Origin of the sequence: Thalassotalea agarivorans (assembly GCF_030295955.1) — a bacterium.
GTDB classification, from domain to species: domain Bacteria; phylum Pseudomonadota; class Gammaproteobacteria; order Enterobacterales; family Alteromonadaceae; genus Thalassotalea_D; species Thalassotalea_D agarivorans.
On sequence record NZ_AP027363.1, the window covers coordinates 1,259,649 to 1,282,466 of the forward strand.

Annotated in this window: 23 protein-coding genes and 5 tRNA genes; 16 read left to right on the plus strand and 12 right to left on the minus strand. The window is 41.7% G+C overall.

Going from position 1 to position 22,818, the window contains the following annotated elements; all coding sequences use genetic code 11:
- Positions 1 to 50: 50 nt before the first annotated feature.
- Together QUD85_RS05925 and QUD85_RS05930 are read right to left on the minus strand one after the other, a co-directional pair.
- Positions 51 to 2,897, minus strand: a complete 2,847-nt coding sequence (locus tag QUD85_RS05925) for a ligand-binding sensor domain-containing protein (protein ID WP_093329913.1) — start codon at positions 2,895 to 2,897, stop codon at positions 51 to 53.
- Positions 2,851 to 3,315 (minus strand): hypothetical protein, encoded by a 465-nt coding sequence (locus tag QUD85_RS05930; RefSeq protein WP_093329915.1) that lies wholly within the window; start codon positions 3,313 to 3,315, stop codon positions 2,851 to 2,853. Before QUD85_RS05930 ends, QUD85_RS05925 begins: the two co-directional genes overlap by 47 nt.
- A gap of 271 nt (positions 3,316 to 3,586) precedes the next feature.
- On the opposite strand from QUD85_RS05930, the gene QUD85_RS05935 reads away from it, so the two are divergent.
- The 6 genes from QUD85_RS05935 to QUD85_RS05960 all read left to right on the plus strand — a co-directional run bounded on the left by QUD85_RS05935 (position 3,587) and on the right by QUD85_RS05960 (position 5,444).
- Positions 3,587 to 4,756 (plus strand): FAD-dependent oxidoreductase, encoded by a 1,170-nt coding sequence (locus tag QUD85_RS05935; protein WP_093329918.1) that lies wholly within the window; start codon positions 3,587 to 3,589, stop codon positions 4,754 to 4,756.
- Positions 4,757 to 4,927: 171 nt separating this feature from the next.
- Positions 4,928 to 5,004 (plus strand) — tRNA-Met (locus tag QUD85_RS05940).
- Between the two features lie 16 nt (positions 5,005 to 5,020).
- Positions 5,021 to 5,105, plus strand: a tRNA-Leu gene (locus tag QUD85_RS05945).
- A gap of 28 nt (positions 5,106 to 5,133) precedes the next feature.
- Positions 5,134 to 5,208 (plus strand) — tRNA-Gln (locus QUD85_RS05950).
- Positions 5,209 to 5,252: 44 nt separating this feature from the next.
- Positions 5,253 to 5,327 (plus strand) — tRNA-Gln (locus QUD85_RS05955).
- Between the two features lie 32 nt (positions 5,328 to 5,359).
- Positions 5,360 to 5,444, plus strand: a tRNA-Leu gene (locus QUD85_RS05960).
- 532 nt (positions 5,445 to 5,976) lie between these two features.
- Here QUD85_RS05960 and ychF read toward each other — a convergent pair.
- The 6 genes from ychF to lolB all read right to left on the minus strand — a co-directional run bounded on the left by ychF (position 5,977) and on the right by lolB (position 10,997).
- On the minus strand, positions 5,977 to 7,068 hold the full coding sequence (gene ychF, locus QUD85_RS05965) for a redox-regulated ATPase YchF (RefSeq protein WP_093329922.1): 1,092 nt from the start codon (positions 7,066 to 7,068) through the stop codon (positions 5,977 to 5,979).
- 24 nt (positions 7,069 to 7,092) lie between these two features.
- The gene (gene pth / locus QUD85_RS05970) at positions 7,093 to 7,677 is read right to left on the minus strand and encodes an aminoacyl-tRNA hydrolase (RefSeq protein WP_093329924.1); all 585 of its coding nucleotides are present in this window, start codon (positions 7,675 to 7,677) and stop codon (positions 7,093 to 7,095) included.
- Positions 7,678 to 7,696: 19 nt separating this feature from the next.
- A complete protein-coding gene (locus QUD85_RS05975) occupies positions 7,697 to 8,335 on the minus strand; it encodes a 50S ribosomal protein L25/general stress protein Ctc (RefSeq protein ID WP_093329926.1) in 639 nt (212 codons plus the stop codon).
- A 182-nt stretch (positions 8,336 to 8,517) separates the two neighbouring features.
- Entirely contained in the window at positions 8,518 to 9,462 is a 945-nt protein-coding gene (locus QUD85_RS05980) for a ribose-phosphate pyrophosphokinase (RefSeq protein WP_093330185.1), read from the minus strand.
- Positions 9,463 to 9,534: 72 nt separating this feature from the next.
- Positions 9,535 to 10,392, minus strand: coding sequence for a 4-(cytidine 5'-diphospho)-2-C-methyl-D-erythritol kinase (gene ispE, locus QUD85_RS05985; RefSeq protein ID WP_093330189.1), 858 nt, complete (start codon positions 10,390 to 10,392; stop codon positions 9,535 to 9,537).
- Positions 10,393 to 10,403: 11 nt separating this feature from the next.
- Entirely contained in the window at positions 10,404 to 10,997 is a 594-nt protein-coding gene (gene lolB, locus QUD85_RS05990) for a lipoprotein insertase outer membrane protein LolB (protein WP_093329928.1), read from the minus strand.
- A gap of 141 nt (positions 10,998 to 11,138) precedes the next feature.
- Here lolB and hemA point away from each other — a divergent pair, with 141 nt between their 5' ends.
- From hemA to kdsA, 6 genes are all read left to right on the plus strand, one after another.
- Complete coding sequence (gene hemA / locus QUD85_RS05995) at positions 11,139 to 12,413, plus strand: glutamyl-tRNA reductase (RefSeq protein WP_093330192.1); 1,275 nt, start codon at positions 11,139 to 11,141, stop codon at positions 12,411 to 12,413.
- 24 nt (positions 12,414 to 12,437) lie between these two features.
- On the plus strand, positions 12,438 to 13,529 hold the full coding sequence (gene prfA / locus QUD85_RS06000; protein WP_093329931.1) for a peptide chain release factor 1: 1,092 nt from the start codon (positions 12,438 to 12,440) through the stop codon (positions 13,527 to 13,529).
- 5 nt (positions 13,530 to 13,534) lie between these two features.
- Positions 13,535 to 14,374 carry a peptide chain release factor N(5)-glutamine methyltransferase gene (gene prmC, locus QUD85_RS06005; RefSeq protein WP_093329934.1) on the plus strand — a complete coding sequence of 280 codons (840 nt, stop codon included), beginning with the start codon at positions 13,535 to 13,537 and terminating at the stop codon, positions 14,372 to 14,374.
- An 8-nt stretch (positions 14,375 to 14,382) separates the two neighbouring features.
- Positions 14,383 to 14,745: a SirB2 family protein gene (locus QUD85_RS06010; protein WP_093329936.1), complete on the plus strand. Its 363-nt coding sequence runs from the start codon at positions 14,383 to 14,385 to the stop codon at positions 14,743 to 14,745.
- Between the two features lie 93 nt (positions 14,746 to 14,838).
- On the plus strand, positions 14,839 to 15,612 hold the full coding sequence (locus QUD85_RS06015; RefSeq protein WP_093329939.1) for a transglutaminase family protein: 774 nt from the start codon (positions 14,839 to 14,841) through the stop codon (positions 15,610 to 15,612).
- Between the two features lie 36 nt (positions 15,613 to 15,648).
- A complete protein-coding gene (gene kdsA, locus QUD85_RS06020) occupies positions 15,649 to 16,491 on the plus strand; it encodes a 3-deoxy-8-phosphooctulonate synthase (RefSeq protein ID WP_093329941.1) in 843 nt (280 codons plus the stop codon).
- 41 nt (positions 16,492 to 16,532) lie between these two features.
- Here the strand turns inward: kdsA and QUD85_RS06025 are convergent, their stop codons facing one another.
- Positions 16,533 to 16,814 (minus strand): hypothetical protein, encoded by a 282-nt coding sequence (locus QUD85_RS06025; protein WP_093329944.1) that lies wholly within the window; start codon positions 16,812 to 16,814, stop codon positions 16,533 to 16,535.
- 229 nt (positions 16,815 to 17,043) lie between these two features.
- Between QUD85_RS06025 and QUD85_RS06030 the strand changes: the two genes are divergently transcribed.
- From QUD85_RS06030 to rlmM, 4 genes are read left to right on the plus strand one after another with little or no spacing between them, the layout of a single operon-like run.
- The gene (locus tag QUD85_RS06030; protein WP_093329947.1) at positions 17,044 to 17,949 is read left to right on the plus strand and encodes a transcriptional regulator GcvA; all 906 of its coding nucleotides are present in this window, start codon (positions 17,044 to 17,046) and stop codon (positions 17,947 to 17,949) included.
- A complete protein-coding gene (locus tag QUD85_RS06035; protein ID WP_093329950.1) occupies positions 17,939 to 18,589 on the plus strand; it encodes an alpha/beta family hydrolase in 651 nt (216 codons plus the stop codon). The genes QUD85_RS06030 and QUD85_RS06035 overlap by 11 nt, the downstream gene beginning before the upstream one ends.
- Positions 18,567 to 18,923 (plus strand): DUF423 domain-containing protein, encoded by a 357-nt coding sequence (locus tag QUD85_RS06040; protein WP_093329952.1) that lies wholly within the window; start codon positions 18,567 to 18,569, stop codon positions 18,921 to 18,923. Before QUD85_RS06035 ends, QUD85_RS06040 begins: the two co-directional genes overlap by 23 nt.
- Positions 18,920 to 20,062: a 23S rRNA (cytidine(2498)-2'-O)-methyltransferase RlmM gene (gene rlmM, locus QUD85_RS06045; protein ID WP_093329954.1), complete on the plus strand. Its 1,143-nt coding sequence runs from the start codon at positions 18,920 to 18,922 to the stop codon at positions 20,060 to 20,062. Before QUD85_RS06040 ends, rlmM begins: the two co-directional genes overlap by 4 nt.
- A 101-nt stretch (positions 20,063 to 20,163) precedes the next feature.
- Here the strand turns inward: rlmM and QUD85_RS06050 are convergent, their stop codons facing one another.
- The 3 genes from QUD85_RS06050 to xni all read right to left on the minus strand — a co-directional run bounded on the left by QUD85_RS06050 (position 20,164) and on the right by xni (position 22,777).
- Positions 20,164 to 21,171, minus strand: a complete 1,008-nt coding sequence (locus tag QUD85_RS06050) for an isocitrate dehydrogenase (protein ID WP_093329957.1) — start codon at positions 21,169 to 21,171, stop codon at positions 20,164 to 20,166.
- Positions 21,172 to 21,458: 287 nt separating this feature from the next.
- Positions 21,459 to 21,839, minus strand: a complete 381-nt coding sequence (locus QUD85_RS06055) for a DUF3192 domain-containing protein (RefSeq protein WP_093329959.1) — start codon at positions 21,837 to 21,839, stop codon at positions 21,459 to 21,461.
- A gap of 107 nt (positions 21,840 to 21,946) precedes the next feature.
- Positions 21,947 to 22,777 (minus strand): flap endonuclease Xni, encoded by an 831-nt coding sequence (gene xni / locus QUD85_RS06060; RefSeq protein ID WP_093329962.1) that lies wholly within the window; start codon positions 22,775 to 22,777, stop codon positions 21,947 to 21,949.
- Positions 22,778 to 22,818 lie beyond the last annotated feature (41 nt).

Consider the following 22,818-nt stretch of genomic DNA (forward strand, 5'->3'; position numbering starts at 1 on the left):
CGCGGTTATTCGCTAGTTGTATTAAGTAAATTGATGGGTACAAAAGGGGGTTAGTTGTTTTCTTCCTGCTGGAACTCTAGGTCATCAAGTAGCATTAGCGGAATGCTCAAATTTAGCTGACTTTCGTTATCAGCGCTTAAATGCGTGTTAACCGCTGCGTTGTACTTTTTGGCAATTTGGCGAATGTAATACATGGCGACGTTCATGTTAATACGACTATCATATTCGGCAAATATTTCGCTGTTTGCGCTAATCGTTAGCCATAACTTTTGATTAAACTCATGTATTTTTACTGAGAACATATTGGCTTTCTTAGCGAGCACAGCAGAGGTGATCGCCTCATGAATCAATTTGTAAATATCACTATGAACGACATGGTCAATTTGAGCATCGTCAAAGGATAAATCTATCTGCACGATAGCATCATAGCGTTTTTGCATATAGTCGGCTAAATAAGGTAAGCCAGCGTGCAACGTTTCGCCATAAAGGTATCTTGGGTTAGCATCGTTATTTTCGTTACTGATCGTTTGTTGTCCCATCTTGATCAGATCAGTCAACTCTTCTATTTCGATATTTGGGTTGTTCTGCGATAACGTCACTAACTTGCTTTCTAGTTGCGATAACAATTGGTCAATCTCTAACGCTGTTTTACCACGCGATTTAAGATCTGCAGACATGATTTGGGTTATTTGATGCAAACTTCGACGTCTTAAATGCAGCAACCAGCCAACATAAAGCACGATGACTAAGGCAACAAAAACATAAATAATTCTTAGTGTTGGCGTAAGGTACCAAGGGTAAGCCACATTAATGTTGATAAATTCATGGTCGTTACTCCATTGGCCAAGACTATTAGTAGCATTAAGCTCTACCTCATAAAAGCCAGAATTGAGGCCTGTTAGAATTAGAGCGTCACTGCCTGCATCGTTCCACTGCCCGCCGTTAATCCGATATCTGTAAAGCTTTTTATGGCCTCGTCGATAGTCTAGGCTGGCCAATTGAAGTGTAATAATGTCTTTTGGTGAACTGACTTCAATTAGGTCTGAATACAATTGGTCAGTGCCAGAAACATTGACTTGGCTGATTTTTACGTTTGGATGAAAACGAGATTGTTCGGTAACTGGTACCTCTAATACACCCTCTAAATGAGGGGCATACAACTTATTGTTTTTATAAAAAGGGGTTCCAACAAATTTGTACTGTTGCGTGTTCGGTTTTAACGTTGCTTCGTTAGTATTAACATCTATTTGATAGAGCCCGGATCGCGATGATGCCCATACGCTACCATTGATGTTAGTCGCGCCACTAAAGTCGACTCCAGGCACTAACTGATCAATCTGCTCGCCTTGTAAGTTAAATACTAAAACTCCATCACCTTTTGTCGCGGCGTAAACTTTGTTCTCGATGTGCACTAAGTCTAAGATTTTGTTTTGCGAATTTGGTGATAAGGTGCGAATGCTGTCATTGGTCATATCAACGATGTTGATCTTGTCCAGTGATGCAACCCATACATTTTTGTCATCAATGGGGAGCACGTCTATTACTTGGTTTTCATATAGTCCATTGCCATTGTGATAATGCGCTAACGGACTTAAGGTATTGATATCATACACGTAAAAACCATCATAATTGGTTGCAACATAAAACTTATTGTCTTTATGTTTCAGTTTTAAAAGTAACTTGTTGTTATCTTCGATAGGCGCTTTTTCAATCGACTTGTTTGTTTTGTGATAGCGCCATAGACCTTCAAATGTTGCAACATAGAGGTATTCGCCGTGATGCATCAAGTTGCTCACTCTCAGCGCTTGGCTTGAAAGCGTTTCATTGATGTTATCTGGAAATACAGCGTTTTTATTGGGGTAGTTCTGTAGCCCGATACCATAACTGCCAATGACTAAATCATCGCCAATAAAGGTGTATTCATTGTGGTTGTCTGAAATGTTTAGAATCGCTTTGTGGTTGGTTAAATCTGTCGCAGATAGTGCTTTAACCATCTGATTACCGGATAACCACAATACATTGGAAGAGTCATGATAAGCGAACTTAGTGCGCACCAACTCGGTATTTGGATACTTTGAGGCACTAACATTAAATTGTTTATCCACCTCTAATATCATGCCGCTATCGGTAACAACATAAATACGACTCTGATCATATGAAGTGGTGGCTGTTTCTATTCTTTCTTCAAAAGGTATATTACGAATCTGATAGTCGCCATCGATAACAACAAGATTGTTTTGTTTATAGCTTACTAGCTGATTATTAAAACTCATGGTGGTTTTAATATCGGTGTCGATAACATGAATAAGGCGGTCGTTTTCAATCTTATGCAAGCCATTTGGCAGGCGTGCGTAGACGCTTTGTTGATAGATTATTAATTGAAGAATGCGCTCTCCAGAGTATATGACTTTGGTCTGGTTTGTTGACAAATCATGCTTTAGTAATTGGTTTTCACCGCGCAAATAGAGTGAGTTATTCAGTGCAATGGCTTGATCAATGCTGTTATTTTCAGAGTTTATGTTAATTCGTTTTGATTGACCGGTAATGGGGTCGAAGAGGGTAACTTGATCTGTTTCAGAGCCAACTAAGAATTTGTCGTCGTAGTGGCTAATACTTCTTGTCCAGCCAAAAGGAGCAGGCCAGTTGGTATTCGTGTTATTAAAGGTGATCACGCTGTTGCCGTCGTAACGCGATAATCCCTGCATACCACTAAACCAAAGATAACCCTGGCTATCTTGCTTAACGTCTGTAACGTTATTTAACTGGTTGATGATTTGATGCTCTTGTGCGAGCAGCGGAAGTGAAATAAAAGAAAGAAGTAAGCAAGTTAATACTTGCTTACTTAAACGATTATTCAAAGATATTAGTAATTGTTTTGCCTTTGTCATCATCATCATCGTCATGTCCTCTGCCGCCACAGGCGACAATGACTTGCGGTAATATCCCTTCATGTTTTGGTTTTTGCACCATGATATACGTTGGTTTTCTTGGATCGTCTGGATACTGTTTTGTATTCCATGCTTCACGTATTTTATCAGCGTACTCTTTACCATATTTGCTTTCAAAGCCAGAAATGAGTAGTTCTACACCGAAATCGTCCATTATTATCATGGCGTTACCATGGTAGCCACTGTCAGTATCAAAATCTATATCAACAGTTAGGATCTTGTCCGTCGGTAATACCAAGTCAGCACGTAACTTTGCCACAACAGCTCTGTCTTCATGGGCTTTTAATTGTGTTTTATTTGGTTTTTCGGTGAAATCATAAACCAAAGCTAACTCATTATTAACTATTACTTTTTCTTTTGCTGCCATTTTTCTTCCTTCTTTTGTTTGGAGCACGATTGCCCATAGCTAATATAGCCTTTTTTACAAAATTTTAAAGGTTGTACCATTTTGTACAAACGCTCAGAGTGTTATGTTTTTAGCACAGGTTATTTTATTAATTGTAACTTTACGCTTGGCGTCGCATATAAAATCGCAACTCACCTCTTTTGAATCAATTAGCAATGAGGTGACAAATAGCTAGATTATCCTTTGCTAGTTTAGCTAAAATGAATATTCGCAGAGCTTACAGAGAATATAGATGCAAAAGTTTGATGTGATTGTTGTTGGAGGAGGCATGGTTGGTGCCTCAGTAGCACTGTCGCTGGCAGAACAAGGATTGACTATTGCCGTTATCGAAAAGCAGCAACCTAGCCATGTTGATGATTCTGCACCATACAACTTAAGAGTTTCGGCGATATCGCTTGGCTCTGAGCAATTGCTTAAACAATTAGATGTTTGGCAACACATTGTGTCTCAGCGACATGCACCTTATAGGAAGTTAGCTATTTGGGAAAGTGACTATAGTTATACGGAATTTGACGCAGCATCTATTTCTCAACCGCACTTGGGCCATATTATTGAAAATCATGTGATTCAACATGCGATTTGGCAAAAACTATCAGGACACAATAATGTTCAACTGTTTGTTGGTGAGTCCGTGACCGCATTAGTGCAGGACAACAAACAATGCAACATACAGCTGTCAAATAGTGAGCACATGAGCGCAAAGCTATTATTAGCTGCAGACGGCGCCCATTCGACAATTAGACAGTTAGCAAACATTGGAACTACTGGCTGGGATTATCAGCAGTCTGCTATGTTGATCAATGTTGAAACAGAATACGAACAGCAAGATATCACTTGGCAATATATGACACCACAGGGGCCAAGGGCATTTCTTCCGCTGCAACATAACCAAGCCTCACTCGTTTGGTATGATTCGCCGGATAAAATCAAACAACTATTGTCATTGAATAATCAACAACTCACTGATGCAGTCGAAGCGACCTTTCCTAGCCGTCTAGGTAAGGTGTCGGTTATTGATAAAGGTGCCTTCCCCCTAACAAGGCGACACGCTAACCGATATAGTCAAGGGCGTGTGGTATTGCTAGGTGATGCCGCCCACACTATAAATCCACTGGCGGGGCAGGGAGTAAACATTGGCTTTAAAGATGTCAAAGCATTAGTAGAACATATAGTTTCTGCAATTGCAGAAGGTAAGCCTTGGGATAATAAGGACGTATTAAAAGGCTACGAGCGCGCGCGCAGAACGGATAATCTATTGATGATGTCGGCGATGGATGCATTTTATTTTGGCTTTAAACATCCATCAGGAGTCGTTAAGTTGCTGCGCAATGCAGGGTTGGCTATAGCAAACAAAGCACCAGTAATAAAAGAACAAGCATTAAAGTATGCGTGTGGTTTATAGCGAATAAAGTGATCTAAAACAGTACATTTCGCATAGTTTTAAAACAAATTGCATACATCTTGTGCAAACAAACAAAATAAGACATTTTTTTATAAAAAAACGGTTGACGTATCACAAACAGATTTGCATAATACGCGCCACTTGCTGAGAGGCAAGATTGTAAAGATAAATGGCTACATAGCTCAGCTGGTTAGAGCACATCACTCATAATGATGGGGTCCCAGGTTCAAATCCCGGTGTAGCCACCATTTACAATCAATTTGCGCGGGAGTGGCGGAATTGGTAGACGCGCTGGATTTAGGTTCCAGTGCCGCGAGGCGTGAGAGTTCAAGTCTCTCCTCCCGTACCATTTCTCAGTAAGGTCTAGAAATCATCGTTGGGGTATAGCCAAGCGGTAAGGCAGCGGGTTTTGATCCCGTCATTCCAAGGTTCAAATCCTTGTACCCCAGCCACTTTTTCTAAAAGTGATTTCAACGATGTATTCCAGGAATTTTGTTGGGGTATAGCCAAGCGGTAAGGCAGCGGGTTTTGATCCCGTCATTCCAAGGTTCAAATCCTTGTACCCCAGCCAATTTTCCTCTAAGTTTCAATACTTTCTAAAATGCGGGAGTGGCGGAATTGGTAGACGCGCTGGATTTAGGTTCCAGTGCCGCGAGGCGTGAGAGTTCAAGTCTCTCCTCCCGTACCATTTTAGAATTGAAACTGTTTCTTCCAAATTTCCAATACACTTTATTCTAGACGCGCTGACTCTTTTGGGTATTAGCGGTTTCCGTGCTTGCGCAAAGCTCTAATAACCTTTCTGTTTAAAAACGCCTATACTACTATTGATATTTATTCTAAAGGAGTAGTGTATGTCGGATATGGTTGGTACCTTTGTTTTAGTCGTTCTACCGGTCTTATTAATTTGTTATATCGTGCCTACAATTATTATTGTTAAAAACGCTTCACAAGCAAAGGACGCGGTTGTATGGAGCCTAACCAACTTCATTATTCCAATAATCGGATATCTACTCTTTCAGAGGTATGGTGATAAAAGGTCAATAAAACTGAGGTGAACCGCCTTGGGTTATTGCCATTTTCTACGAAGATGCGCTATAAATACAAAAAAGCCAGCTGATTTGCATCAACTGGCTTTTTCATTTTTTGTCATCCGAAGCCCGAAGCCCGAAGCCCGAAGCCCGAAGCCCGAAGCCCGAAGCCCGAAGCCTTAGCGTAAGCGCCTAAACGTTAAATCTAAAGTGAACTACATCGCCGTCTTTAACAAGGTAGTCTTTACCTTCTAAGCGCCATTTCCCGGCTTCCTTAGCGCCAGATTCACCGTTGAATTCTACAAAGTCGTCATAAGATACGACTTCTGCACGAATAAAGCCTTTCTCAAAGTCAGTATGGATAACACCAGCTGCTTGTGGCGCTGTCGCATTGATTTTAACCGTCCATGCACGTACTTCTTTAACACCAGCAGTGAAATACGTTTGTAGGTTAAGTAAGCCGTAACCTGAGTTGATCACGCGGTTTAAACCTGGCTCCGTAAGGCCCATTTCTTCCATAAAGATTTCACGGTCCTCTTCGTCCATTTCAGACAACTCACCTTCAATCTCAGCACATACTGGAACAACAACTGCACCTTCTTTTTCTGCGATTTCTCGTACTTGATCTAGGTACGGGTTATTTTCAAAACCATCATCGTTGACATTAGCTATATACATTGTTGGCTTCACAGTTAAGAAGTTTAAGTATTTAACCGCTGCCAGTTCTTCCTTGCTTAAGTCTAAAGAGCGAACCATATGGCCATCTTCTACATGTTTTAGAATCTTTTCTAATACTGGTAGCTCAAATTTAGCGTCTTTGTCGCCGCCTTTTGCCTTTTTAGTTTGACGTTGGATAGCGCGTTCAGCAGTATCCATATCAGCTAAGGCAAGTTCAGTATTGATAACATCAATGTCTTCAGCAGGGTTTACTTGGCCAGCAACGTGAACAATGTTTTCGTTTTCAAAACAACGTACAACGTGACCAATAGCGTCTGTTTCACGAATGTTTGCTAAGAACTTGTTACCAAGCCCTTCACCTTTTGAAGCACCTGCTACAAGACCCGCAATGTCAACAAACTCCATCGTTGTTGCGATAACGCGTTCTGGACTTACGATGCTCGCTAACTTGTCTAAACGTGGATCTGGCACAGGAACAACACCTGTGTTTGGCTCAATTGTACAGAATGGAAAGTTTGCTGCCTCAATGCCTGCTTTAGTTAATGCATTGAATAGTGTTGATTTGCCGACGTTAGGTAAGCCAACAATGCCACATTTAAAACCCATAATTTTAACCTGCTTCGTAATTAGTTAGTTTGCTTTAAACGAGTGTAATCGGTTTTGCGCTTTCTTTAAGTCATCTGTTTGCCAAATGTCAAAACAGCGGACTGCCTCATCGATAGCTTCATCGATTTTAACTTGTTCATTCGCCGGCGCTTTGCCCAGCACATGCCCGGTCACTTTATCTTTGTGACCTGGATGGTCTATGCCTATGCGCAGACGATAAAAATCTTTGTTATTTGCCATTCTGGCAATGATATCTCTTAAACCATTGTGGCCGCCATGACCACCGCCTTTCTTGATTTTACAAACACCTGGTGGCATATCCAATTCGTCGTGTGCAACGAGGATATTATCTACCGAAATTTTATAAAAATTTGCTAACGGCGCTACTGCTTGCCCACTGCGATTCATGAACGTAGTAGGGATTAGTAAGTGGACTAGTTGACCACCAATATCGCCTTTACCGTAAAGGCCAGAATATTTTTTTTCAGGTTTGAGAGAAATGTTGTAGCGTGAAGCAAGTTCTTCAACGAACCAAACTCCAGCATTATGGCGTGTTTTTGAATATTCGGGGCCGGGATTACCCAGCCCCACAACTAACTGAATAGTCATCTAAGGATTAGTCCTTAAATTATTCTTCAGTAGCTTCTTCTTCACCAGCAGCATCGTCTGCAGACTCAGTGTCTTCGCTTGCAGATGCCTTAGGAGCATTAGCTGAAACGATTGCGATGTCGTGGCTTTCACCTTTAGCTAACTCAACTGATGTAACACCTTTTGGAAGGGCAACATCTGTAAGGTGAAGAGTTTGTCCAACTTCAACGTCAGCAAGGTCAACTTCAATGAACTCTGGTAAGTGCTTAGGTAAACAGCTTACTTCGATTTCATTTACGTGGTGAGTAATAACTGCACCCGCTTTGTTTAATGCTTCTTCATTAACGAAATGCACAGGGATGTTAGTGTGAATTTCTTGTTTCGCGTCAACGCGCAAGAAATCAACGTGCATTACTAATGGCTTGAATGGGTGACGTTGCATGTCTTTAACAATTACTTCAACAGCTTTGCCGTCAACGTTAAGCGTTAAAACTTGTGAGTAAAATGCTTCTTCTTCTTGAGCACGGAAAACTTTGTTGTGCGCAAGTGTTAAAGAAACAGGCTCTTGACCTGCACCGTAAAGGATTGCTGGAACTTTGTTCGCGTGACGTAGGCGGCGGCTCGCACCTTTCCCTAGGTCTGTACGTACTTCAGCATCCAAATTTAAAATATCAGACATGATAATTTCTCTTTAAATTTGTTTAAAAAAGGGTTGTTTTTTGCGACCAAAAACAACGTTCATTGCTTCAAAATAAACCGAGGTCTTTTTGAAGGCGCGCAATAGTAACACTTCGCTTATATAAAAGCCAATAAAAAACGGAGCATAATGCTCCGTTTTTTAAACAATTATTTGCGCTATGTTTACTTAAACATGGCAGAAATAGATTCTTCGTTACAAACTCTGCGAATCGCTTCAGATAACATACCACTTAATGTTAGCTGACGAACGTTGCCTAGCGCCTTAATTTCAGGCGTTAACGGGATAGAATCTGTCACAATGATTTCATCAATCACTGAGTTTTTAAGGTTTTCAGCTGCATTGCCTGATAAAACAGGGTGGGTAGCATACGCATATACGTTTCTTGCGCCAGCGCTTTTAAGTGCTTCAGCCGCTTTTGCTAAGGTACCGCCCGTATCAATCATATCGTCAACGATGAAACAGTCACGACCTTCAACGTCACCGATAATGTGCATAACTTGCGCTACATTGGCTTTAGGACGACGCTTATCGATAATCGCTAAATCAGCGTCATCAAGCAGCTTGGCCACGGCACGTGCACGCACAACACCACCAATGTCTGGTGAAACAACCACTGGGTTGTCTAAGTTTTTCTCTAGCATATCTTCTAAAAGAATTGGTGTACCGAATACATTGTCTACAGGTACGTCGAAGAAGCCTTGAATTTGTTCCGCGTGTAAATCAACCGTTAGTACACGGTCGACACCGACACTAGAAAGGAAGTCTGCTACAACTTTTGCGGTAATTGGAACACGTGCACTACGCACACGACGGTCTTGGCGAGCATAGCCAAAATAAGGCATAACCGCTGTAATACGACCCGCTGACGCACGACGTAATGCGTCAATCATTACAATAAGTTCCATTAGGTTATTGTTAGTTGGTGCACATGTAGATTGAATAATAAACACGTCTGCACCACGGACATTCTCAGTGAACTCAACACTGATTTCGCCGTCGCTAAAGCTACCAACTTTAGCTTCTCCTAAACTGATGTATAAACGGTCAGCGATTTTTTTAGCCAGTTCAGGGGTGGCGTTACCCGCAAAAATTTTCATGTCAGGCACTGTCAGTTCCTCAGAAACTTTTGACATTTAAACATATGGTTGGTGAATAAATATTACCAACCTTCATTAATTTTATATCGACCTAAGTGCAGTCGTAACGGGGGAATTATTCACCCCTTTAGCAACAAAGCATTCAACGTCATCTGGCAGCTGTTTGGCTGCGGCTAAAGCTTCATCTTTTGTGCTAAAACAACTAAAAATACAAGCACCTGTGCCGGTCATACGCGACGGCGCGTATTCTAACAACCTAGCCAGTAGATTGGCAACCTTAGGATAGTGATTTACCACATAAGTTTGGCAATCATTATGGAAATCACTAAACAAGTTGTCATCATTATAGTCGTTTATATTGATAGACGCGGAATTTCTCGGTAGTTGCTCTGCGGTGAATACCTCAGCAGTACTAATGCTGATGTCTGGCTTTGAAATCAGGTACCAGTACTCTTTTGGATGTACTTGCGTTAATTTCTCTCCAACGCCTTGCGCAAACGCGGAAAAGCCATGTACAAAAATCGGTACATCTGCACCTAAAGATAAGCCAATATCAGCGAGTTTTTCTGTGGTTACATTAGTTTGCCAAAGTTTGTTTAGTAGCAATAGCACTGTGGCTGCATTTGATGAGCCTCCGCCTAAACCGCCACCCATCGGCAGTACTTTCTCTATTGATATATTGCAGCCATGTTGTGTCTTGGTATAACGCTGTAAAGCAGTAGCGGCTTTGTAAATTAAATTGTCTTCAAGCGCAACGCCTGGCATCGGTGTTTGTAAGATGATTTTACCCGAGGCGTTTGCCGCGATGGTTATGCGATCGCCATAGTCGAGAAACTGAAACAGCGTTTCTAAATTATGGTAACCATCAACGCGGCGACCGACGATGTGAAGAAACAAATTTAGTTTCGCTGGGCTTGTTACTGTGATGCTACTTGGCATCTTTTTTTCTGTTACAGCACCCATTTATTGATGCTCAATTTGATTGTACTAGAAGGGTGTTTAACCGATATTTTGGTCGGCATTTGAACACCTTGAAACGCTTTGTAGCCGCTGTAAGTGACCTTGTATTGGTTACTGTGATAATTCCCGATGAGTATATTAGGCAAACCATTTTTGTCATCAATTTGATCATCTTCACTAAACGGCAGGGCTTTTATCCAATAAGCGATCGGTTCAACCGGAAATTCTAGCTGTGTTAAGTCAAACAACAGACTATCTAAGTCTTTTCCTTGATAGCTTTTACCATCTACGTCGATGACATGTTTGTCGGCGTCGGACGTTAGCTTAAATAGCGTGATGCCAAGCACATTTGTTACCGTGATTTTTTGATTAACGCCTTGTTTTTCCCAATAAATAACAGCACTTTCGCGTTTATTTTGTTGGATAAATGCAATTTTACCGCTGAGCTGCCAAAAGTTTGAAGTAGCCAAGGCTTGCTGTCTTTCCATTCCTTGATAATTTTTCAAGGTATGGGGTGGCTCGCTGAGTAAGCTACAACCCGATAAAAGCAAAACAAAAACAAATGATAAGCGTTTAAAAAGCATGAAATAACGACTTTATTACAAAAGAAACTAGGTATATTTTAAACATAGCTTGCATATAGCTTTCAATCGTTGCGTTATTTTCGTAAAATTAGCACCATTGTAGTTGTAACTAAATCCGTATCAACAGGTCCTTTATTTTTCATGTCGATAGTAGCCGTAGGTATTAATCATAAAACAGCGCCGGTCGCCGTTAGAGAGAAGATCTCTTTTGGCCCAGATCTGTTAACTAGTGCCTTACAAGATATGATTACTGCTGTAGAGTGCAAAGAAGCGGCGATACTGTCTACCTGCAATCGTACAGAATTGTATTTGGTGCAAGAAGGTGACGTAACCGCAACTCAGGAGCGTGTTGTGCGCTGGTTAGAGCAACACCATAATGTTCCAGCCTCAACAATTGCCCCTTGCTTGTATTGGCATCACGATCAACACGCCGTTAATCATATGATGCGTGTAGCGTGTGGTTTGGATTCACTTGTTCTTGGTGAACCACAAATCCTTGGTCAAATGAAGCAAGCCTATAGTCAAGCGAAAGCGGCTGGCTCTATGGCGCTTGTTATGGATAGATTGTTTCAACGCACCTTTGGTGTTGCGAAACAAGTTAGAACAGAAACAGACATTGGCGCTAGCGCGGTCTCTGTGGCTTTTGCAGCGGTAAGCTTAGCTAAACATATTTTTGCTAACCTAGAAAAAGCACGTGTGTTGTTGGTCGGTGCGGGTGAAACGATTGAACTGGTTGCTAAGCATTTATACGACAACAAAGTAGGGCAAATCACCGTTGCCAATCGTACCTTGGGTCGCGCACAAGAGATGGCGAAGCAAGTTGGCGCGGATGTGATTACCTTAGCGCAAATTCCAGAGCATATTGGACAAGCCGATATTGTCATTAGCTCGACAGCCAGTACCTTGCCTATCTTAGGAAAAGGTATGGTGGAAAAAGCGTTAGAAGAGCGTAAGCATCAGCCCATTTTTATGGTAGATTTAGCCGTTCCTCGCGACATTGAAGAGCAAGTGGGCGAGCTAGAAGACGTATTTTTGTATACGGTTGATGATTTGCAATCAATCATTGCAAAAAACATTGAAAGTCGTCGTAAAGCTGCCGTACAAGCGGAAGGTATCGTAAAGAACCAAACCGGACAGTTTATGTCTTGGCTACGAGGCTTGAACACACAAGATACTGTAGTGAGTTATCGTAAACAGTGCATAGATGAGCGCGATGTGTTGATTGAAAAAGCTGTTGCTCAGCTAAAACAAGGTAAGCATGCCGATGCTGTAATTGCAGAGCTTGCTACCAAATTAACGAACAAATTAATGCATGCACCTACCAGTGCAATGCAGTCAGCCGCGCAAGGTGGTGAGCTAGATAAGCTAATTTACCTGCGAGATATATTTAATTTAGAACAGACCAAAGAGTCTTAACCTTTCTATAAAGACGAATAATTCATGAAAGATTCTGTTTATCAAAAACTGGAAATGCTTGTTGAGCGTTTCGAAGAAGTGCAAGCCTTATTGTCAGATCCTGATGTCATTAGTGACCAAGAAAAATTCAAGGCACTATCTAAAGAGTTCTCTCAGTTGGAAGAAGTGACAAAAACGTTTAACGCCTACAAAACGGCGCAGGACGACATAGAAACTGCGCAAGAAATGCTAAATGAGGACGATCCAGACCTTAAGGAAATGGCGCAAGAAGAGCTTGCTGAAGCGAAAGACGCCATTGAGCGTTTGGAAATGGAATTACAAGTGCTACTTATTCCTAAGGATCCAAATGATGACAGCAACTGTTTCTTAGAAATAAGAGCCGGAGCAGGTGGTGACGAAGCGGCTATCTTTGCCGGCGACTTATTCAGAATGTATACCCGTTATGCAGAAAAGATGGGTTGGAAAATCGAGTCAATGAACCTGAGCGAAAGTGAGCAAGGCGGATACAAAGAAGTGATCGCTAAGGTTGCTGGCGACGGTGCATATGGCCAAATGAAATTTGAATCGGGCGGTCATCGTGTGCAACGTGTTCCTGAAACTGAATCGCAAGGCCGTGTTCATACATCAGCTTGTACCGTTGTTGTGATGCCAGAGATTCCAGAATCGGAAGCGATTGAAATAAACAAAGCCGATCTGAAAGTGGATACGTTTAGAGCGTCAGGAGCAGGTGGACAGCACGTTAACAAAACCGACTCAGCGATTCGTATTACTCATATACCATCGGGTATTGTTGTAGAGTGTCAGGATCAACGTTCGCAACACAAAAACCGTGCACAGGCTATGTCTGTATTACAAGCAAGGCTTCAACAAGTTGAAGATGAAAAGCGTCGTAGCCAGGAAGAATCTTCACGCAGAAACTTAGTGGCTAGTGGTGATCGTTCTGAGCGTATTCGTACTTACAACTACCCGCAAGGGCGTATGACGGATCATCGTATCAACCTAACCTTGTATCGTTTGAATGAAGTAATGGAAGGCAACTTACAACTGGTTATGGAGCCAATCCTTCAAGAAAACCAAGCCGACCAATTAGCGGCGTTAGCAGACGAGCAAAACTAAGCTGAATGACTATTGAGCAGTTATTAAGTTTTGGTGAAAAGGCACTGGCGGCATCATCCGACAGTGCCAAATTAGATGCACAAATTCTGCTTTGTCATGTCCTAGATAAACCGCATACCTATTTAATCGCATGGCCAGAAACCAATGTTGAAGCGAGCGTGCAACAGCAATATTCAGCATTAATTGCTCGTCGCCGTGAAGGTGAACCCATAGCCTATATTACTGGCGAGAGAGAGTTTTGGTCGCTAACCCTTAAAACTTCGCCGGCGACATTAATCCCAAGAGCCGACACCGAAAGTTTAGTCGAGACGGTATTGTCACAGCACCCTCAAGCAGATTTGAAGCTATTAGATTTAGGCACCGGCACAGGTGCTATCGCTTTAGCACTGGCAAGTGAACAACCAAGTTGGCAAGTAGACGCCGTTGATTTTAATCAAGATGCAGTAGCGTTAGCTAACGAAAACAAAACGTTAAACCAGTTGAATCATGTCAACGTATTTCAAAGTGACTGGTTTGAGCAGGTGGCAGATGATAATCGTTACGACATTATTGTTAGTAACCCACCATACATAGATGAATCGGATAGCCATTTATCGCAGGGTGATTTAAGGTTTGAACCCAACACAGCTTTGGTTGCCAGTGACAACGGTTATGGCGATATCATCCATATTATTGAACAAGCACGACACTATCTAAATCAAGGCGCGAGTCTCTATCTTGAACATGGTTTTGAACAAGCTGAAAAAGTAAGAGCATTATTTGCAAAATTTGGATACGCTAACATACAAACAATTAAAGATTACGCAGGCAATGACCGCGTAACATATGCGCAATACACACGTTAGAGGTATAAATGAAACACTTACACATGACACTTGCTGTGATCAGCATCACGTTTTTTACGGTTAGATTTTTTTGGACGCTCGTCGGTTCGGCGCAGCTTAATAAAAAATGGGTAAAGATTACCCCTCATGTCGTTGACACCTTTTTACTGTTAACAGGTGCTGCAATGGCCTTTTATTTGGCGATAAACCCATTAGAGTACACTTGGTTGTTAGAGAAGATTATTGCCTTAGTTGCTTACATATTTACTGGCTACTATGCGTTAAAACTTGCTCGTAACAACGCGATGCGAGTGCTAGGTTATGTAGGCGCAGTAGGCTGGTTTATGTTAATTGCGCGCGTTGCTATGACTAAGCAACCGATTTTCTTCTAGGCCTTGAATTTAAACGATACGTCCCCATATAGACGTTAAGACGTAACAGAGAGAATGTGATAAGCAGGAATCTATGCCTGCTTGACGTATTACATGAAAGAATTACTTGTAAATGAATTAACCGATAGCAACATCGATTTACTTGATGCCATTGGCTTAATTGAAAAAACGCTGCTAACACATCATAGCGAAACAGCAGCTTTAGAGGGGCTTGTAGCAATGGCGAAGACTGCTATTGCCGAGCAAGAAAATCCGCTAGAGCAAGCTGAGCTTTTGCTAAACCACGTGTTTATCGAACAGCTATTTCTCGATCATAATCGCGCCCATTGGCCACTTGATAGCTTTGTTATAGACAAAGGTATTGAAGGCAGAAAGCTGTCACCTACCTTAAAAGCGATTGTTATGTGTTACGTGATCAACCAATGTGATTTGACCGCTGATATTATTGTGTTGCCAAAACAAGCCTTCGTGCGCATCGTTTGCAACGAAGTCTACGCTATTATCTTCGACCCTGTCACGGGGGATTCTCTGAGTGTAAATGAGTTGGAAGGTCAACTAGATGACTTACCAAGCGACCCGAGTAACCGAGAACTAAAAGTCCTTTCAAAACAGCATTTGATTATTGCTTATCTTACCGAGTTAAAAGCAAGTCTTATTCATGCTAAAGCGTACAAAGATGCTTTGATGTGTGCGGATGTTCTTAATGGCCTTAACCGAACATTGCTACCAGGTGATGCCAATACACTTGAGCAAAACCTTTCAAACAATGACAGACACGCTGTCATGTATGACGATAAGTTATCTGTGGACAATACCTTAAATAGTGTATTTATCGATAGCCTGAGCGAATCGCATAAAGTACACTAAACTAATACTAACAAAGACAAAAAGCAGGCAACATTAATGAGTCTACAAACTGTCGCAATTGGCGATATTCAAGTAGCAAATGACAAACCATTTGTTTTGTTTGGCGGTATGAATGTATTGGAATCTCGTGATTTAGCAATGCAAATTGCAGAATACTACAAAGAGGTTACTACCAAACTTAACATTCCATACGTATTTAAAGCTTCGTTTGATAAAGCAAATCGCTCATCAGTGCATTCGTTTAGAGGGCCTGGTATGGATGAAGGCTTGAAGATTTTTGAAGAAATCAAACAAACCTTTGACGTGCCAATTATCACTGATGTTCATGAGCCACACCAAGCACAACCGGTCGCTGAAGTTGTTGATGTGATACAACTACCTGCATTTTTGGCGAGACAAACCGATTTGGTGGTAGCAATGGCAAAAACAGGCGCCATTATCAATGTTAAAAAACCTCAGTTTTTAGCTGCACACGAAATGCGCCATATCATCAAGAAGTTTGGCGAAGCGGGTAATGAAAACATTATTCTGTGTGAACGCGGCAGTTGCTACGGCTACAACAATTTGGTTGTCGATATGTTAGCCATGGATGAAATGAAGGGCTATGCACCGGTTATTTTTGATGCCACTCATGCGCTTCAAAAGCCTGGTGGTAGGGAAGATTCAGCTGACGGTCGCAGAGCACAGGCTGCTCAACTAGCGCGTAGCGGTATGGCTTTAGGTATTGGTGGATTGTTTATTGAAGCGCATCCAGATCCTAGCCAAGCTAAATGCGATGGACCATGTGCTTTGCCACTTGATAAGTTAACGCCTTATTTATCGCAAATGAAGGCAATAGATGACTTGGTTAAATCATTCGAACCATTGATTACAGGTTAAAAAAAAGGTGCCAAAAGGCACCTTTTTAATTTGCGCGAGCATTATTCAGCGACAGCTGTTTGCGAATGGCTGTCGATCATTTCATCAGAGTTACCTTGCGCTAACAGGGTGTCTGTCTCTAACGAAATTGTTAATTGATTACTTAATTTCAATTCCTTCTGCAGGGCTTCACGCATTTGTGCATTTTGCTCTGCGTTTATTTGGCTTAGTTCAACTGGTTCAGCGCTAACTAAATTAACCTGGTGAACATTGGCCAAAGACAAAGGTGAGATCAAGTAAACTGCGAGCACGCTAGATAGCGTTAAATGTTTGCTTAATTTCATGTAAAAGTTGCCTTTAAGTTTTGTAAATCCGTTAAAAAACCTTATAGATAAACAAGTGCACTTATATTTACAGGAAGTTGAAGGTTGGGCATTCAACACAGTATCCTTATAAAAAATAAGTGTTTTTTTGTTCTTTTTATCTACGGGAAGAATGATACGCAGTTACTAGCCTTTTTTAAAATGACAATTTATAATATTTTAGATTAGAAAAACTAATGCGAAATATGCGATGGCAACCAGAATACCACCACTTAATGCCTTGCGCGCTTTTGAAGCGTCTGCCCGGCACCTAAGCTTTACAAGGGCTGCGGAAGAATTGTTCGTGACACAAGCAGCCGTAAGTCACCAAATAAAATCATTAGAAGAGCATCTTGGCTTAAAGCTATTTATGCGTAAAAACAGGGCGCTTTTGCTGACTGAAGAAGGACAGTCCTATTTTATGGACATTAAAGATATCTTTAAGTCCTTGCATGATGCGACCGAAAAGTTGCTCGCAAGAGGCGCTAAAGGTGCGATAACGGTCAGCTTACAGCCAAGTTTTGCGATTCAATGGCTCGTGCCACGACTTAGCGAGTTTAATAGATTGCATCCTGATATCGATGTGCGCATTAAAGCGGTTGACGATCCTGACGGCACCTTAACTGAAGACGTCGATGTTGCCATTTATCATGGACGTGGTAATTGGCCAAATGTGCATGCAGATAAACTGCACACTGAGTTTCTTATTCCAGTATGTTCACCTATGCTAGTCAATGGTACCAAGCCGCTCAACGCTGTGTCTGATTTATCACACCATACATTGCTGCATGATACTTCAAGGCGCGATTGGAAAAGATGGTTTAAAAATCAGCAAGTGAGATCGATTAATGTTAATCATGGGCCTATCTTTAGTCATTCAGCTATGGTGGTGCAGGCCGCCGTCCATGCCCAAGGGGTAGCACTTGCTCAAAGTGTATTGGCGCAGCCTGAAATCGACGCAGGCCGTCTCGTTGTGCCGTTCACAGAAAAGCTGGTTAGTAAGAATGCGTTTTACCTAGTTTGTCGAGAAGCGCAGTTGGATATAGGAAAAATTTCAGCGTTTAGAGATTGGGTATTAGATACAGTAGCAAGTGAAGAAAGAAACGATGAAGATTAGCCAACAATGGTTGCCCGCAGATGATGCCATTGCGCTTGTCGTTATGGCACATGGTGCTGGCGCAGATATGTCACATACGTTTATGCAAAACATGGCGGCATTGCTCAACCAACAAGGTTTGTCGGTATTACTGTTTAACTTCCCCTATATGGATAGGAGAGCAGTCGAAGGAAAAAAATTTCCACCCGATCGAATGCCTAAGTTATTAGACTGCTTTCAAGATATCCTTGCACAAGTAGGGCAATACAATGTAGAGCAGCTGCCGATATATCTAGCTGGTAAGTCTATGGGGAGCCGTGTTGCCGCAACGCTATTAAAATCTTCACCACAAAAGGCAAACGGGTGTATCGCATATGGCTATCCTTTTCATCCGCAACGAAAAGCCGACAAGTTGCGACTAGAACCACTGCAAGGCATCAATACGCCTACGCTGATAGTTCAAGGTGAGCGAGATCTGTTAGGGAGTAAAAGCGAATGCAACGACTACGATTTGGCCGACTGTGTCTCGATTCACTTTGTTGAAGATGGGGATCATGATTTAAAGCCGCGCGTTAGATCGGGTTTTACGCATGAGCAGCACGTCGATACGGCAGCGCGATTAACAAGGGAGTTCATTAATGAAATCAACAGCAAGTGTTAATTTGTTTATAGGGTTAAATGGCTTGTTTTTAGTCATTTTTAGCGCCTTGTTTAGTCATGGTGCTTTTGCTGTTGCCAATCCCAAGGGAGTCGTTATTGCGCTTGCCTTTCATGCGTTCCATTTGTGTGTCATGTGGTTATGTCATTTATCCAAAGGAAAACTAATTAAATTTGCCGAGATGTTTTTTTTATCAGGTATAATACTGTTTTCTTTTACCATCTATATCAAATCAACCATGGCAATTGATTTTATCGGTAAACTCACCCCCGTTGGTGGTGTTTGTTTTATGATTGCATGGCTGTTAATTGCTGTTTCAGGAATACGCAAAAAATGAGTTCATCCATTACCTTGTATTGCCGCCCAGGTTACGAAAAAGAATGTGGCGCGGAGATTCAGGACCGAGCGGCCTCAATAGACATTTTTGGCTATTTTACCTTTGATAAAAACCAAGGCTTGGTGACCTTTAATGTATATCAAGCCGATGATGCCGAGCGTGTCATTCAAAAAGTTCGATTGTCGAGTTTGGTTTTTACACGCCAATGGTTTGTGACGTTAGCAAGTCAGGTAGCCTTGCCCGATTATAACCGTGTTGAGGCGATTATTGAGGCGCTAGGAAGTGAATGGCAATATGCCGATTTACGCATGGAAATGCCTGACACCAATGAAGGTAAAGAGTTATCTAAGTTTTGCCGTAAACTCGCGGTACCACTTCGCCAAGCGATGCGACAGCATAATATGCTAACCAAAAAAGGCGACACTGATGGCGCCATCTTGCATGCCTATTTTCACAGCGGCAAAGAGGTCACGCTAGGATATTCATACGCAAACAATAGCTCTGAACATGCTATGGGTATTATGCGTTTGAAGTTCCCAAACCAAAGCCCTAGTCGTAGTACATTAAAACTCGATGAAGCATTTCTTACCTTTGTAGAAAAAGATGAGCGCGACACGCGCGTAACATCAGGCATGAAAGCCGTTGACTTAGGTGCTTCCCCAGGCGGTTGGACGTATCAATTGGTTAGACGCGGCATGATGGTTTCTTCAGTGGATAATGGTCCCATGGCAGAATCCTTGATGGAAACAGGGCAGGTGAAACACTTTCAAATGGATGGCTATAAATTTACGCCAAATAAGCCGCAAATCCATTGGTTAGAGAAGAAGCTTTCAAATGGACAAATGGTACCAGTGCCCGATCAAACACCGATTGATTGGATGGTATGCGACATAATCGACAAGCCACAACGCAGTGCTAAGTTAATTATCGATTGGATGCAAAAAGGTTGGTGCAGAGAGTGCATTGTTAATTTGAAACTACCGATGAGCAAGAAGTTTGAAACGATAAAAGAGTTGCTTGCCAAAATACGTGAAGAAATCGGCGATTTTTGTAAGGTTCAAGCGAAACACTTGTATTACGATCGTGATGAAATTACGGTGCACGTGCGCTATGTAGTTAAAAGAGAAAACAATAGATAAATAGTAATTTATTTATAAAAAAAGCTGGCTAATGCCAGCTTTTTTGTCTTTTACACCATTAAAGCTTAAGAGCTTTAAAGAGGCGACAAACTAGTTGTCGCTTATAAACGCTCTAATAATGCGTCAGTGAAGTCTGTTGTACCGTGCTCACCACCTAAATCGCGAGTTGTACGGTCGCCTGATTCGATCACGTCAGTTAATGCTGCGCGAATTTTTTCAGCTTTATCAGCCATACCTAAATGCTCAAGCATTTGAATAGCCGCTAGGATAACAGACGTTGGGTTTGCAAGGTTTTTACCTGCAATGTCTGGCGCAGAGCCGTGAACCGCTTCAAAGATTGCACAATCTTTACCAATGTTAGCGCCAGGTGCCATACCTAAACCACCTACAAGGCCAGCACATAGGTCAGACAAAATATCACCAAATAGGTTAGTCGTTACGATTACGTCGAACTGACCTGGGTTCATGACAAGTTGCATACACGTGTTATCAACAATCATTTCAGCTGATTCGATATCTGGGTAACGCTCACCAACTTCACGTGCAACTTTAAGGAATAAACCAGACGTTGACTTAAGGATGTTTGCTTTGTGTACCGCAGTGACCTTTTTACGACCTTCTTTACGTGCTAGTTCATAAGCAAATTCTACGATACGCTCAGCACCTTCACGTGTAATTTGGCTCATTGCTTCAGCGCGAGAACCGTCTTCAGTAACAACCTGACCTAAACCAGAGTACATACCTTCTGTGTTTTCACGAATCGTGATGATGTCGATGTCTTCGTAACGTGCTTTAGTGCCTTTGAACGAAAGTACTGGACGTACGTTTGCGTATAATTGGAATTGCTTACGCAATGTTACGTTGATTGAGGTAAAACCTTCGCCAACAGGTGTTGTTAGAGGACCTTTCAAAGTGATTTTGTTCTTTTGAATTAAGTCTAATGTTTCTTGAGGAACAAGTTCACCGTGCTTTTCTAAAGCAACTAAGCCTGCATCTGCAAACTCATATTCAAAGTCACAGCCTGCTTTGTCTAATACTTTTAACGTTGAATCGATGATGTCCGGACCAATACCGTCGCCCGGGATTACCGTAATGGTTTGTTTAGCCATTTAACAATACCTTTGTATAAAATTCTGAATGAATGTCTTTTACGTGGTTAGACCACGCTAAAAAATTGCGCGTTTTATATCATTTTTAAACTATGTAAGCCAGTATGAAAGCTTTCATAAGTTAGTTTTTTGAACGAATACCCGTATTAAAGGATAGTACAAAGCGAGAAACAAGCAGACTTTGGTCGTAGTTGGTTGATAAATGTATCTTTTTTGTACGAGAAATTAATTGATTGCAAGAAATGCAGGCGCGAGTCTGAGTGAAATGCCCCGAGCGGGGAAACTGACTAACTTAATTCTCTAAATACTTGGTAAGCGGGCTCACCAATGGCAATGAGTTGATCATTCTTAAATAGTAACGGTGTACACTCTTCTTGCGTTGTAATGCCGTCAGACTTCACGTGTTGCGTGCGATAAAAAAGGACTTGGTAGTTGTCGATGCCGACTTTTTTAGCTTCCGTTAAATCGGGGGTACCTAAATCCGTCAGCGCCTGCTCAAAGTTAAAGTTGTCGATTTTCAGCGCGGCAATATATTGGCGATTATAAAGTTCGCGATCTTCCCACTTCATATCTGCAGGGCTGTCTTTGTAGAACATAACAACGAGCACCACGAACACCGCGTATGCAATTAGCGCAAGGAGGATCCTAAATAATACTTTTTTATTCATTTAAATCTTTAAATAAGCCAGAGAATGACAAATTAGTCATAAAAAGATAACACATTTAAACAAAAAACAGGGCACATTAGTCGTATTTTACTGACAACTGACCGAAATCAGCCGGTAGATTGCATGCTTTGCCCGTCGTTAAGGGGTAAGCGGATATCTTTAAGGTTAAATCCTAGCGGAATATCCGTTTGTAAACATAAGAGCTTGCGAGTCATCATCAATTGCTCTTGGTGGGTATTAATTTTTTCTCGTACACTCGACTTTAAATCGTCTGCTTTTAAAATCGCTTTTAACGAACCGTATTGGTTAATTAAATCGGCAGCTGTTTTACCGCCAATACCACTCACGCCAGGAATCTTATTGGTATTGTCGCCAGTAAGCGACCAATAGTCGATAAGTTGTTGTGGTTGCACACTAAACTTGCTTTCAACATGTGCTTCGTCTAAGAAACGTCGAGTAAAGTAGTCATACACGCGAATATGCTTGCTCAACAATGACAAAAATATTTTGTCAGTGGAAATAATCGTAACCTGTTGACCTCTTAAGGCTACTTTTACCGCGAGCGTCGCGATCAAATCATCTGCTTCGTCTTGTTCTGAAATTAACGAGTCGACGTGTTTTTGCATAAACACTTCTTGAATGTCATTGAGACTCTTGGCCAAATATTCGGGCATTTTCGCGCGGCCTTTCTTGTAATCTGGAAAGGTTTCGTAGCGCCAACAAGGGTTTTCTGAATCGAACACTGCTAGCGCATGCGTTGCTTTGTGATAACTCACAATTTTTTCCATAGCTTTGGCACAGGCTGTTGACGTGTTATGAATAATTTGAGCGATGGTAGAATCGGAAAGCGTACCTGTTTGCCCATAATGGCGCTGTTCAACGGCGTGTATCCGCCGAATCAAATTGAGCGCATCAATTAAGACTAAATGAACAGACATGGTCGGTACTACTTCCTACTTATTTATTATTTTGCCGCAAC

What these genes read in the sequence shown, in the direction of transcription:
- rlmM (WP_093329954.1), top strand. Translation starts at nt 18,920, where the DNA reads ATGAGTTCATCCATTACCTTGTATTGCCGCCCAGGTTACGAAAAAGAA.
- QUD85_RS05935 (WP_093329918.1), top strand. Translation starts at nt 3,587, where the DNA reads ATGCAAAAGTTTGATGTGATTGTTGTTGGAGGAGGCATGGTTGGTGCC.
- prmC (WP_093329934.1), top strand. Translation starts at nt 13,535, where the DNA reads ATGACTATTGAGCAGTTATTAAGTTTTGGTGAAAAGGCACTGGCGGCA.
- ychF (WP_093329922.1), bottom strand. Translation starts at nt 7,068, where the DNA reads ATGGGTTTTAAATGTGGCATTGTTGGCTTACCTAACGTCGGCAAATCA.
- QUD85_RS06010 (WP_093329936.1), top strand. Translation starts at nt 14,383, where the DNA reads ATGAAACACTTACACATGACACTTGCTGTGATCAGCATCACGTTTTTT.
- QUD85_RS06015 (WP_093329939.1), top strand. Translation starts at nt 14,839, where the DNA reads ATGAAAGAATTACTTGTAAATGAATTAACCGATAGCAACATCGATTTA.
- hemA (WP_093330192.1), top strand. Translation starts at nt 11,139, where the DNA reads ATGTCGATAGTAGCCGTAGGTATTAATCATAAAACAGCGCCGGTCGCC.
- kdsA (WP_093329941.1), top strand. Translation starts at nt 15,649, where the DNA reads ATGAGTCTACAAACTGTCGCAATTGGCGATATTCAAGTAGCAAATGAC.
- QUD85_RS06055 (WP_093329959.1), bottom strand. Translation starts at nt 21,839, where the DNA reads ATGAATAAAAAAGTATTATTTAGGATCCTCCTTGCGCTAATTGCATAC.
- QUD85_RS05975 (WP_093329926.1), bottom strand. Translation starts at nt 8,335, where the DNA reads ATGTCTGATATTTTAAATTTGGATGCTGAAGTACGTACAGACCTAGGG.
- QUD85_RS06035 (WP_093329950.1), top strand. Translation starts at nt 17,939, where the DNA reads ATGAAGATTAGCCAACAATGGTTGCCCGCAGATGATGCCATTGCGCTT.
- QUD85_RS05925 (WP_093329913.1), bottom strand. Translation starts at nt 2,897, where the DNA reads ATGATGATGATGACAAAGGCAAAACAATTACTAATATCTTTGAATAAT.
- xni (WP_093329962.1), bottom strand. Translation starts at nt 22,777, where the DNA reads ATGTCTGTTCATTTAGTCTTAATTGATGCGCTCAATTTGATTCGGCGG.
- QUD85_RS06030 (WP_093329947.1), top strand. Translation starts at nt 17,044, where the DNA reads ATGGCAACCAGAATACCACCACTTAATGCCTTGCGCGCTTTTGAAGCG.
- pth (WP_093329924.1), bottom strand. Translation starts at nt 7,677, where the DNA reads ATGACTATTCAGTTAGTTGTGGGGCTGGGTAATCCCGGCCCCGAATAT.
- lolB (WP_093329928.1), bottom strand. Translation starts at nt 10,997, where the DNA reads ATGCTTTTTAAACGCTTATCATTTGTTTTTGTTTTGCTTTTATCGGGT.
- QUD85_RS06025 (WP_093329944.1), bottom strand. Translation starts at nt 16,814, where the DNA reads ATGAAATTAAGCAAACATTTAACGCTATCTAGCGTGCTCGCAGTTTAC.
- QUD85_RS06040 (WP_093329952.1), top strand. Translation starts at nt 18,567, where the DNA reads ATGAAATCAACAGCAAGTGTTAATTTGTTTATAGGGTTAAATGGCTTG.
- QUD85_RS06050 (WP_093329957.1), bottom strand. Translation starts at nt 21,171, where the DNA reads ATGGCTAAACAAACCATTACGGTAATCCCGGGCGACGGTATTGGTCCG.
- prfA (WP_093329931.1), top strand. Translation starts at nt 12,438, where the DNA reads ATGAAAGATTCTGTTTATCAAAAACTGGAAATGCTTGTTGAGCGTTTC.
- ispE (WP_093330189.1), bottom strand. Translation starts at nt 10,392, where the DNA reads ATGCCAAGTAGCATCACAGTAACAAGCCCAGCGAAACTAAATTTGTTT.
- QUD85_RS05930 (WP_093329915.1), bottom strand. Translation starts at nt 3,315, where the DNA reads ATGGCAGCAAAAGAAAAAGTAATAGTTAATAATGAGTTAGCTTTGGTT.